The sequence below is a fragment of the Aeromonas sp. QDB11 genome, from assembly GCF_027705265.1.
GTDB classification, from domain to species: domain Bacteria; phylum Pseudomonadota; class Gammaproteobacteria; order Enterobacterales; family Aeromonadaceae; genus Aeromonas; species Aeromonas allosaccharophila.
Map to the genome: position 1 here is coordinate 15,180 of NZ_JAPDBM010000065.1, position 12,015 is coordinate 27,194.

Annotated in this window: 6 protein-coding genes and 1 pseudogene; 5 read left to right on the top strand and 2 right to left on the bottom strand. The window is 61.9% G+C overall.

Annotated features, from left to right (window positions below; genetic code table 11):
• Positions 1 to 7: 7 nt before the first annotated feature.
• Positions 8 to 685 carry a dethiobiotin synthase gene (gene bioD, locus OKC40_RS18180; protein WP_197929481.1) on the top strand — a complete coding sequence of 226 codons (678 nt, stop codon included), beginning with the start codon at positions 8 to 10 and terminating at the stop codon, positions 683 to 685.
• Between the two features lie 113 nt (positions 686 to 798).
• Entirely contained in the window at positions 799 to 1,671 is an 873-nt protein-coding gene (htpX, locus tag OKC40_RS18185) for a protease HtpX (protein WP_005337890.1), read from the top strand.
• 78 nt (positions 1,672 to 1,749) lie between these two features.
• On the opposite strand, the pseudogene OKC40_RS18190 reads toward htpX, so the two are convergent.
• Both OKC40_RS18190 and OKC40_RS18195 read right to left on the bottom strand, forming a co-directional pair.
• A pseudogene (locus tag OKC40_RS18190) lies at positions 1,750 to 3,461 on the bottom strand (methyl-accepting chemotaxis protein).
• Between the two features lie 221 nt (positions 3,462 to 3,682).
• Positions 3,683 to 5,485, bottom strand: a complete 1,803-nt coding sequence (locus tag OKC40_RS18195; protein WP_270796420.1) for an MOSC N-terminal beta barrel domain-containing protein — start codon at positions 5,483 to 5,485, stop codon at positions 3,683 to 3,685.
• Between the two features lie 125 nt (positions 5,486 to 5,610).
• On the opposite strand from OKC40_RS18195, the gene OKC40_RS18200 reads away from it, so the two are divergent.
• The 3 genes from OKC40_RS18200 (at position 5,611) to nifJ (ending at position 11,758) form a co-directional block, all read left to right on the top strand.
• Complete coding sequence (locus tag OKC40_RS18200; protein ID WP_113738777.1) at positions 5,611 to 6,363, top strand: substrate-binding periplasmic protein; 753 nt, start codon at positions 5,611 to 5,613, stop codon at positions 6,361 to 6,363.
• 176 nt (positions 6,364 to 6,539) lie between these two features.
• Positions 6,540 to 8,186, top strand: coding sequence for an NAD(P)-binding protein (locus OKC40_RS18205; RefSeq protein ID WP_270796423.1), 1,647 nt, complete (start codon positions 6,540 to 6,542; stop codon positions 8,184 to 8,186).
• Positions 8,183 to 11,758, top strand: a complete 3,576-nt coding sequence (gene nifJ, locus OKC40_RS18210) for a pyruvate:ferredoxin (flavodoxin) oxidoreductase (RefSeq protein WP_270796425.1) — start codon at positions 8,183 to 8,185, stop codon at positions 11,756 to 11,758. The genes OKC40_RS18205 and nifJ overlap by 4 nt, the downstream gene beginning before the upstream one ends.
• Positions 11,759 to 12,015 lie beyond the last annotated feature (257 nt).

Sequence of the window (12,015 nt, forward strand, 5' to 3'; positions counted from 1 at the left end):
GAACCGTATGAAATCATTCTTTATCACCGGCACCGATACCGATGTGGGCAAGACGCTGGTGGCGCGCACTTTGCTGCGTGAATTCAGCGCACAGGGGATCAAGTGCGCAGGCTACAAGCCGATCTCGGCGGGGTGTGCCCGCACTCCGGACGGGTTGCGCAACCTCGATGCCGTCCTGTTGCAGGAGGCAGCGAGCCTGCCACTGCCCTACGAGGTGGTCAATCCGTTTGCCTACGAGCCACCGATTGCGCCCCACATCGCCGCCAGCGAGGCGCGTCAGCCCATCACCCTGGATGGGTTGAGCGATGGGCTGCGCAAGATAGAGCAGGCTGGCGCCGAGATCACGGTGGTGGAGGGGGCGGGGGGCTGGTATCTGCCGCTCGATCGCAAGCATTTACTGTCAGACTGGGTCAAGCAGGAGAACATGGCGGTGATCATGGTGGTGGGGGCCAAGCTGGGTTGCCTCAACCATGCGCTGCTCACCTTTGCCGCCATTCGCAACGATCAGCTGCCGGTGGCGGGCTGGGTAATTAATCGGCTCCATGGTTCCATGAGTCATTATCAGGAAAATCTGGACACCCTGAGGGGCCTGCTGCCAGCCCCCTTCCTCGGTGAAATTCCGTTTATAAACAATCCGCTTGAAGCCAATTTGCAGGGGCGTATCGATATATCGCCGCTACTGTGACGGCATATTCAGCGAACATTCATCGAATCTCCCTAGAATGTCGACATTAACATGATCAGGTGGGGATCCCGAGTGGTCCCCGGTCATGTCCTTTATCTTCACAAGGAGTCTATATGAAGCGAATTATGCTATTCCTGGTGACCAACCTGGCCGTCATGCTGGTGCTGGGGGTGGTACTCAATATCCTGTTCTCGGTTCTGGGGATCAACAAGTCCAGCATTTCCGGGCTGTTGGTGTTCTGTGCCGTGTTCGGTTTTGGGGGTTCCTTTATCTCCTTGCTGATGTCCAAGTGGATGGCCAAGCGCAGCTATGGCGTCCAGGTCATCGAGCAACCCCGTAACGAGACAGAGCACTGGCTGGTGAGCACTGTGGCTCGTCAGGCCCGCGAAGCTGGTATCAAGATGCCGGAAGTGGGGATCTACGACTCGCCCGAGATGAACGCCTTTGCAACCGGTGCCCGCCGCGATGATTCGCTGGTGGCGGTCTCCTCCGGCCTGCTCTACAGCATGAGCCGTGACGAGGCGGAAGCGGTGCTGGCCCACGAAGTGAGCCACGTGGCCAACGGCGACATGGTGACCCTGACCCTGATCCAGGGGGTGGTGAACACCTTCGTGATGTTCTTCGCCCGCATCGTGGCTGGCGTCATCAGCAACTTCTTCAGCTCCAACAATGAGGAAGAGAGCAGCAGCACCGGCGGTTTTGCCTACATGATCACCGTGTTCGTGCTGGAGATGCTGTTTGGCATTCTGGCCTCCATCATCGTCATGTGGTTCAGCCGTCAGCGCGAATTCCGTGCCGATGCCGGTGCCGCCAAGCTGGCCGGTCGTGACAAGATGATTGCCGCCCTTGAGCGCCTCTCCCGCGGTGCCGAGCCGCAGTTGGAAGGCTCCATGATGGCCTTTGGCATCAACGGCAAGCGCTCCATGAGCGAGCTGTTCATGAGCCACCCGCCCATCGAGCAGCGCATCGCCGCCCTGCGTGGTTGATAGATGCTGGATGACAGGGGATAACCCCGAATAAAAAAACGGCTGCCTTCGGGCAGCCGTTTTGCTTTGCAGCGTTTCTTAAAGTTTGAAGTGCCCCATCTCCTGGCGCAGCACCCGTGACAGCTGCTTGAGCTTGGCCGCCTCTTGCGACACGTGGCGGGCGGCATCCCCCGATTGCTCCGAGAGAGAGGTGATGTTGCCGACGGTGGAGACCACCTCGTTGGCGGCGGTGGACTGCTCGCGCAGGGTGTGGCTGATCTCCCCCATCAGGCCGGTGAGGTTGGAGGCGTGGCTCTGGATGCTGGCGATCGCCTCGCCGGTCTGGTTGGCCAGCGTGACCCCGCGGGAGACGTTGTTGACCGTGTTCTCCATGCTGCGGATGGAGGCGTCCGCCCCGCTCTGGATCTTGCTGATCATCCCGGTGATCTGCTGGGTTGACGCCGCCGAGCGGCTGGCCAGATTGCGCACCTCATCGGCCACCACCGCAAAGCCACGTCCTGTTCACCCGCCCGCGCCGCCTCGATGGCGGCGTTGAGCGCCAGCAGGTTGGTCTGATCGGCAATGCCGCGGATCACCCCGATGATCTCCGAAATCTGCTGGGTATGGCCATTGAGTTCGGAGATGGTGCTGGCCGCTTCTCCTACCGTGGTGGAGATGTTCTCGATGCTGCCGAGGGTCTCCTTGATAACCCCTGAACCCTCCTCCAGGGTATTGGCGGAGACCTTGCTCAATTCGTCGGCATGGGTGGCGTTGTCGGAGAGGTGGCTGATGCTCACCACCAGCTCCTCGATGGCTGCGGCCATGGTCTGGGTACTGGTCTGTTGGGAGGTGGCGAACTGGGCTGTCTGTTCGGCGATCTGGGCGATGCTATCGGCAGAGTCGGACAACTCTTCGGTGGAGTGGGAGACCTTGGCGATGATCCCTTTGAGGGTGGTCTGCATGCCGCCGAGCAGGCCGATCAGGCTCTCTTTCGAGCCTTGCGGCACCTTGATGGGGCGCGAGAAGTCCCCTTCCGCCAGCAGATGGAGATCGGTCTTGAGCTGTTCTACCGAGGTGCCGACCAGATCGAGCAGGGAGCGATAGGTACGCCAGAGGAAGAACATCAACACCAGACCGAGGGCGATAAAGAGATAGCGCAGCATATCGGTATTGGCGATGGCGCTTTCGACCGCCTCCTGGTTGCGTCCTTCCATCATCACGTAGAAGTCATCGATGGGGGACATGATGCGCCCCTTGTTCTGGTGATAGGCCTTGTCATGCATCATGGCGATGGCCTGTAGCTGATTGGCGGCGAGATCGCCATCGGTCTGTTGCACCAGCTTGAAGGCGGCCACCTCGGTGTTGACCAGTGCATCCGAGTTGTTTTTGGCTTCGTTGAGTTTGGCGAGCTCCCCGTCGGTAAAACCGGCATCCTTCATCAGGTCGATCAGGCCGCGGCGCTGGTTGCTATCGGGTCGTGGATTCTGACCGTTGGCGGCGACAAAGTCCCAGTAGATACGGTTGTAGCCTTCCGGCCTCGGTTGCTCGCCGTTGCGAATGGCCAGGATCCGCATGTACTGCTGCTCGTAGGCGGGATCCTTGGTGATGACGTAGGTGCGACCGAGTCGGGTCAGATCATCGGAGGATTGGCGCAGCTCATCGGCCAGCAGGTAGGAGACATATTGTTGCCGATAGCTCTCTTCCAGCTGTTTCCCCGCCCAGCTGTAGGCGAAAAACACCAGTGACAGCAGGATCAGGGTAATGACGGATAGCAGCAGGTTGAGCTGAAAGGCGGGCTTGTTCTGTTCCATGGTGGAGCGTCCTTATTCTCATCAGGGAGCGTCTTGTGGCGCATTGCCAAGTCAATGGCTGGCAAGGCTTTTTGCTCTGTGATTATAGGAAGGGAAAGCTTGCTCCGAGGACGATGAACGGAAATAAGCAGAAACCGGGCTGCGGCATTGGCAAAAAAATGACCGGGGTCAATTCCCCGGTCATCTGAGTGAGAGTGAGTTAACGCGGCCCGATCACCAGATCACAAGATCTCCAGATCGGTCAGCGGCACGGCGCAGCAGGTGAGGATCTTGCCCTCGGCCCGTTCGGCAGCGGTGATGGCGGGTGCGTCGGGGTGATCCACCTCGCCCGAGACCAGCGTCTGCTTGCAACTGCCGCAGATGCCGGCGCGGCAGCTCCAGGGCAGCTCAACGCCCTGCTTGTTGGCCTGATCCAGCACGGTACCCTGATTGTTGCCGGTGAATGCTTGAGTGCCGATGCGCAGTTGTACCGCCTGATGGGGGCGGGCTACCGAGATAATGGCGCCGCCAAAACTCTCCTGGCGGATGCGCTCGGCCGGAACGCCGAGGGCCGCCACTTTGGCGGCGGCATCGGCCATAAAACCGTGGGGGCCGCAGATAAAGACCTCTTTTGCGGCCAGCCCGTTGACCCGTCGCAGATGCTCATCATTGAGTCGCCCTTGCAGCCCCTGCCAGTGATTGTCGGGCTGGCTCAGGATAATGGTCAGGGTCATCCCCAACTGCGTCATGGCGTGCAGTTCGCTGGCGGCGGGAATGTCCGCTTCGCTGCGGCACAGGTGCATAAAGTGAACATCTTCCAGCTCACCGCGCAGGGCCAGGGTGCGGGCTATCGCCAGCATGGGGGTGACGCCGGAGCCTGCGGAGAGCAACAGGAGGTTGCGCTCGGACCCTAAGTGAAAATCGCCAGTGGGGTTGGCGGCCAGCAGCCGATCACCCACCTGCAACTGCTGGTGCAGCCAGTGGGAGATGCGGCCACCCTCCACCTTTTTGACGCTGATGCTGTAACGCTCCGGGTGATCCGGCGTGGAGCTCAGGGTATAGCGCCGCTGAACTCGCTCATGTTTGATATCGAGACTGATGGGCAGATGCTGGCCCGGCAGGTAGTCGGGCAGGGGCTCGCCATCGGCGGCGTCGAACCAGAAGGTCTCCAGATCCCGCGCCAGCGGTTCGCGGGCCACGCAGACCAGCTCCCGCTTCCTCGGAGCGGCGGCGGGATAGACCACCGGACGGGTGCGCTCCAGCACTTCTATCTCGCTGCCTGCCTCAATCCAGCCCTCGTTCAGCGCCACCAGATTCTGGCCGAAGTAGACCTCGCCATCCTCGCCACGGCGGTAGCGGGTAAGGGTGGCCAGCGGCTCTTTCAGGGCGTTGAAACGATCGGTGCCCGCTTCCACCGTGGTCATGATGCAGCGGCTGCAGGGCTTGACCACTTTAAATTCCACTTCGCCGATGCGGATACGCACCCAGCTGTCCTCCTCGAAGGGCTGGGTATTGCTTGCCACCAGATTGGTGCGGAACTGGCTCATCTGGTGCAGGGCATCGGAGCGCAGATTGAGATCCTCAAGGGAGGCTTGGCTTATCAGCAGCAGCGGATAACCGTCGGCAAAGCTGACCCGGGTGCCGGTCTTTTCACGAAAGCGATCAGAGGTTTCACCCAGCCAGAGCAGTTGCACCGTCTCCCCTGCCACCCGGCTCAGCCACCCATCGGCTTTGGGGTCGGTGTGCAGTGCGGTGAAACGGTCGCTCCAGACTCCGGTAGCTTGCGGGGCGCGGCTGAAGTCGACCTCTTGCAGGGTGAGCGGTTCAAAGCCCGGATAGCGCAGTTGCAAGCCTCCTTCGATGGGGGTGGCCACGACCTGTTGCAGCTGGGGATGGGTACGGGCGGTGATAAAGGTGCCGTCCGGTTTGACCACCATGTAGCGGCGATCCCCTGCCAGTCCCTCTTCGGTCACCCGGGCGCGAGCCAGCGGCATACCTGCAGTCGATTTGATGGGGTAGAGGTGAATGCTGTCTAGCCTGGGCATCTTCATATCCTTGTGACGTGGCGCGATCGCCTGGAAAAAGGGGAACATAACGGTTCCCCGGCGATCCGGCAATCCTTTCAAGGGGGCGGTCTATAGTTGGGAAAAGAGAACAAGAGGGCATCGGGATGAAAATAAGCTGGTTGCTGGCGGGGAGCCTTTTTTGCCACGGGCTCTGGGCGCAGGAGCTGACCCTGGCCACGGGAGAGTATCCCCCTTACTGCTCCGAGACGCTGAAATATCAGGGGCTAATCCCTCATGTGGTGAGCGAGGCATTCAAGAGTGAGGGGGTGAGCGTCAAGTTTCAGTTTCTACCCTGGAAGCGGGCCTTTCGCTTGTCGGAGGAGGGAGTGGTGGATGGCACAGTCCACTGGTATGAGTCGAGCGAGCGTCGCAAAACCCATCTCTACAGCGATCCCATCCTGAGTGAGACCTACGTCTGGTTCTATCTCAAGTCCGATCCGCTGGAATGGCGTGGCTATCAGGATCTGGCGGATCGCAAGCTGGCTGCGGTCAGTGGCTATACCTACAATGCAGATTTTTTTGCAGCCATCGCGCAGGTGCCGTTGCAGGTGCAGTTTGTCACCCGGCTGCGCCAGAGCTTTGATCTGCTGCTCTCCGGCCGCGCCGACCTGACCCTGGAGAACATCGATGTCGGCTACTACTCCCTGCGTCAGTTCTACCCGGCCAGTACGGTCGATCTCTTTGCAACCCATTCAAAACCCGTGATGAAAGTTGAAGGTCACCTGCTGATCAGCCGCAAGCGTGCCAACGCTGACGAGCTGATCAAAACCTTCAATCGGGGGCTCGCCAAACTGAAAGCCAGCGGTCAGCTGGAGAAGATGTTACTTGAGTCACGTTCTGGTCTCTATGAACCATAAAGTGCAACATTTTTTGATCCTGATTCGCTAATCAGTACAAAAAAGCGGCCATTATCGACTCAGTTCCCAGTTTCTAACGCTTTCGCTTCTTCCCCATCCGGCCACCGTCCGCTTCGGCTACACGGTATCAAGCGCCATCGGGTGGGGCCTGTCACACAAAAAGAAGAAAGCAATGTATGAGCAAACAACTGGACATGACCCCATTGCCGGATCTCTCCCTGAAAACGGGAACAGGCCCGGTGCGTACCCGGCTACCCGTCTGGCGGCCGGCCCTGCCACCCTGCAATCACGCCTGCCCGGCCGGAGAAAATATCCAGGCCTGGCTCTCTTTGGCGCAGGCCGGTCGCTTTGAAGCGGCTTGGCAGACCCTGATCGAAGAGAACCCCTTGCCCGCCATTCATGGCCGGGTCTGCTATCACCCCTGCGAGAGCGCCTGCAACCGCGGTCAGGTGGATGAATCCGTCTCTATCCACGCCATCGAGCGTTTCCTCGGCGACGAAGCGCTTGCCAAAGGTTGGCTGCCTGCGCCCCCCGCGCCTGCCAGCGGCAAGAAGGTGCTGGTGATCGGTGCTGGCCCCTCCGGCCTCTCCTGCGCCTGGCACCTCAACCGGCTTGGCCATCAGGTGGAGATCCGCGAAGCAGGGCCGCTGGCGGGCGGCATGCTGCGTTTTGGTATTCCCGCCTACCGCTTGCCCCGCGATGTGCTGGATCGGGAGGTGGCCCGCATCGTGGCGGCCGGGGTGACGCTGACTCTCAACCACAAGGTGGAGGATGTGCTGCGCGAGCGCGACGAGGGGGGCTTTGACGCCGTCTTTATGGCCATTGGCGCCCATCTGGCCAAGCGGGTCGATATTCCGGCCCGGGAAGCGGGCAAGATCCTCGATGCGGTGAGTTTTCTCGAGCAGGCCAGTCTGGCCGAAGAGAAAGGATTGCCACCGCCAAAACTGGGACGGCGGGTAGCCATCTACGGCGGCGGCAACACCGCCATGGATGCGGCTCGCACCGCCCGCCGTTTGGGCGTTGAAGAGGCGATGATCATCTATCGCCGCGATCGCGACCATATGCCGGCCCACGCCTTCGAAGCCGATGAGGCCGAGGAGGAGGGGATCAAGATCAACTGGCTGCGCACCATCCGCCAGCTCGACAACACCAATATCGAGGTGGAGGTGATGGCGCTGGATGCCGAGGGCAAGCCGGTACCCACAGGCAAGTTTGAAACCCTCGAAGCGGACTCCCTTATTCTGGCGCTCGGTCAGGAGGTCGATCTCTCGGTGCTGGAGAGCATTCCCGGCGTGCGGGTCAACAAGGAGGGGGTCGTGCAGGTGGCGGGTAACCTGATGACGGATGTGCCGGGTCTGTTTGCGGGTGGCGACATGGTGCCCTCCGAGCGCACCGTCACAATCGCCACCGGCCACGGCAAGAAGGCGGCGCGCCATATGGATGCCTGGCTGCGCGGTCGCCACTACCACAAACCGCTCTCCTACCCGCTGGTGGGGCCGGAGCAGTTGCAACTCTGGTTCCAGACCCACGCCCCGGCCAGCAGTCAGCCGGTCAAACCGGCGTGGGCGCGGGATGACTTTGGCGAGATCATCGGCGGGCTGGATGAGGTGGCCGCCCGCTACGAGGCGGCGCGCTGCTACTCCTGCGGCAACTGCTTCGAGTGTGACGGCTGCTATGGCAGCTGCCCCGAGCAGGCCATCGCCAAGCTGGGGCCGGGCAAAGGCTATCAGGTGGATGCCGAACGCTGCACCGGCTGCGGTGCCTGTCACGACCAGTGCCCTTGTCACGCCATCGAGCTGCGCCAACCGGAGGAGTCCCAATGAAACATGAACTGATCATGGTCGATGGCAACGAAGCCGCGGCCCGGGTGGCGTACCAGCTGAGCGAAGTGTGTGCCATCTACCCCATCACCCCGAGCTCGACCATGGCCGAACTGGCTGATGCCTGGGCGGCGGAGGGGCAGACCAACCTGTGGGGCAACATTCCCACAGTGGTGGAGATGCAAAGCGAAGGGGGGGCGGCCGGCACGGTACACGGCGCCCTGCAGGCGGGGGCGCTCGCCACCACCTTCACCGCCAGTCAGGGGCTGATGCTGATGCTGCCCAACATGTACAAGATCGCCGGTGAACTGACCTCGGCGGTGTTCCATGTGGCGGCCCGCTCGCTGGCGGCGCAGGGGCTGTCGATTTTTGGCGACCATCAGGACGTGATGGCGGCGCGCAGCACCGGTTTTGCCATGCTTGCCTCCGGCTCGGTGCAGGAGGCGCAGGACCTGGCCTTGGTCGCCCACAGCGTCACCTTGCAGTGCCGGGTACCCTTCATCCACTTCTTCGACGGGTTCCGTACCTCCCACGAGGTGAACAAGATCACCGCCCTGCATCGGGATGAAATTCGGGCCCTTATCGACAACGACTGGGTACGCGCCCACCGTGCGCGGGCGCTCAACCCGGATCATCCGGTGATGCGTGGTACCGCCCAGAACCCCGATACCTATTTCCAGTCCCGCGAGAGCGTCAACCCCTTCTATGAAGCGGTACCGGCGCGGGTGCAGCAGTGCATGGACAACCTCGGCGAGCTGACTGGTCGTCACTACAGGCTGGTGGAGTATCACGGCGCGCCCGATGCTACCGATGTCATCGTGCTGATGGGCTCGGGAGCGGCCACCGCCCGCACTACCGTGGATTGGCTCAACCGGCAGGATCGCAAGACCGGGGTGCTGGTAATTCGCCTCTATCGCCCCTTCCCGGTACAGGCGCTGCTCGATGCGCTGCCCGAGAGCGTGCGGCGCATGGCGGTGCTGGATCGCACCAAGGAGCCGGGGGCGGGCGGCGAGCCGCTGCTGCTGGATGTGCAGAGCGCGCTGATCGATGGCTTGCAGCGCGGCCTTATCAAGCGGCTGCCCTGGCTCAGTGGCGGTCGCTATGGCCTCTCTTCCAAAGAGTTCACCCCCGCCATGTGCGCGTCCGTGTTCGAGGAGTTGGCATCCGATGCGCCGCGCCCCCGCTTTACCGTGGGGATCGTCGATGATGTGTCGGGCCTCAGTCTGGCCTGGCACCCCATCGGCGATCTGGAGCCTGCCAGCCGGGTGCGGGCGCTCTTCTTCGGCCTCGGCGCCGACGGCACGGTGGGCGCCAACAAGAACAGCATCAAGATCATCGGCGAGCTGGAGGGGTTCCACGCCCAAGGCTACTTCGTCTACGACTCCAAGAAGTCGGGCTCGCGCACTGTGTCCCACCTGCGCTTTGGCCCCGAGCCCATCGATGCCCCCTGGCTTATCGAGCAGGCGAGCTTTATCGGCTGCCACCAGTGGGGCTTTGTCGAATCGGTCGACCTGCTGGAGCACGCCGCGGAAGGGGCGACCCTGCTGCTTAATGCCCCCTATGAGGCGGACAAGGTGTGGGGCCAGCTGCCCGAGCGGCTGCGCGCCCGCATCCGCGCCCTCAATATCCAGCTCTACTGCATCGACGGCGATCGGGTGGCCGAGCAAAACGGCATGGGCAATCGCATCAACACCATTATGCAGACCTGCTTCTTCGCGCTGGCCGGGGTGTTGCCACGGGATGAAGCGATTGCGCTGATCAAGGAGAGCATCGAGAAGAGTTATGCCCGCAAGGGGCCCGAGGTGGTGGCGCGCAACTTCGCGGCGGTGGACGATACCCTGGCTCACCTCTGCAAGGTGGTGATCCCGGCCGGCGACGAGCAGATCAGCGACTATCCGCTGCCACTGGCGCCGGGTGGCAGCGAGTTTGTCCAGCGGGTCACCGGCGAGATGCTGGCGGGGCGCGGCGATCTGATCCCTGTCTCCATGCTGCCGGTGGATGGCACTTACCCCACCGCCACCAGCCGCTTTGAGAAGCGGGATATCGCCCGCGAGATCCCGATCTGGCACTCAGATATCTGTATCCAGTGCGGCAACTGCGTTTTTGTCTGCCCCCACGCGGCGCTGCGGGCCAAGTTCTACCATCAGGACTGGCTGGCGACCGCCCCCGAGGCAGCGCAGTCGGTACCCGTCACCGCCAAGGGATTCCCCGACAGCCGCTACACATTGCAGCTCTATCCGGAGGATTGCACCGGCTGCGGCCAGTGTGTGCAGGCCTGCCCAGTGCGGGCCGGGGCTGATGAGGAACACGAGGGCGAGCGCGCCATCACCATGATGGACAAGGGGTCCCATCTGGCTGGCCAGAAGCAGGCGTTGCGCTGGTTCGAGAGCCTGCCCTGGCCTGCCCGCGAGCGGGTGGATTTCTCCACGGTGCGCGGTGCCCAGTTCCTCGAACCCCTGTTCGAGTTCTCCGGCGCCTGCGCCGGGTGTGGCGAGACCCCCTATCTCAAGCTGCTGACCCAGCTGTTTGGCGATCGCATGCTGGTGGCCAACGCCACCGGCTGCTCCTCCATCTATGGCGGCAACTTGCCGACCACCCCGTGGGCCAAGAATGGCGAAGGGAAGGGGCCGGCCTGGTCGAACTCCCTGTTCGAGGACAACGCCGAGTTTGGCTTTGGTTTTCGTCTCACCGCCGATCAGCATCGCGGTCAGGCGGTAGCGGCCTTGCAGGCGATGAAGGGGGAGTTGGGGGAGGCATTGGTCGAGTCGCTTATCAACGCCCCGCAGCGGCTGGAGTCGGAGATCCGCGCCCAGCGCACCCGGGTCGCGCAAGTGCGGGAGCGGCTGGAGGAGGTGAAATCCGGCAAGGCCCGCGAGCTGCTCTCCTTGATTGATCAGCTGGTGCGCCGCTCGGTCTGGATCATCGGCGGCGATGGCTGGGCCTATGACATCGGCTCGGCGGGGCTCGACCATGTGCTCGCCTCCGGACGCGATGTGAACGTGCTGGTGATGGATACCGAGGTCTACTCCAACACCGGCGGCCAGATGTCGAAATCGACCCCGCTCGGCGCCGTCGCCAAGTTCGCGGCGGGGGGCAAGACGCTGGCTAAGAAGGATGTAGCCTTGCAAGCCATCTCCTACGGCAACGTCTATGTTGCCCGTATCGCCTTTGGTGCCAACCCGCAGCAGGCGCTGCAAGCCTTGCGTGAGGCGGAGGCCTATCCGGGCCCGTCGCTGATCATCGCCTACAGCCACTGTATCGCCCACGGCATCGATATGGAGTTTGGCCTGACCCAGCAAAAACGGGCGGTGGCCTCCGGTCACTGGCCGCTGATGCGCTACAACCCGGTATTGCGCAGTGCGGGGCAGAACCCCTTCAGCCTCGACAGCCTGCGCCCCTCCATCCCCCTTGCTGAATATCGGCAGGAGGAGACCCGTTATCGGGTGCTGGCCCAGAGCCATCCGGAGGAGGCCGAGCGGCTGATGCAGGTTGCGCAAAAAGTGGCGTGGCAGAAGTGGGCCACCTACGAGGAGATGGCCACCCGCGAGGCCAGCCATTTCCATCCGCTGGTGTGAGGATGGGCGAGTGAAATATAACCAAGCGGGCCATTGGCCCGCTTTTTTAGTCATTTGGGTAGGGACGGGCTCGTTATAGAGTAAAAGGATCCATATTTCCGACTCTAAGGAAGGTGCGAATAAGCGGGGAAATTCTTCTCGGCTGACTCAGTCATTTCATTTTTTCAGTTTGAGCCGATCTTTTCTCCCGTAAATGCCTTGAATCAGCCTATTTAGACCGTTTCTTCGCCATTTAAGGCGTTATTCCCAGTTTTTAG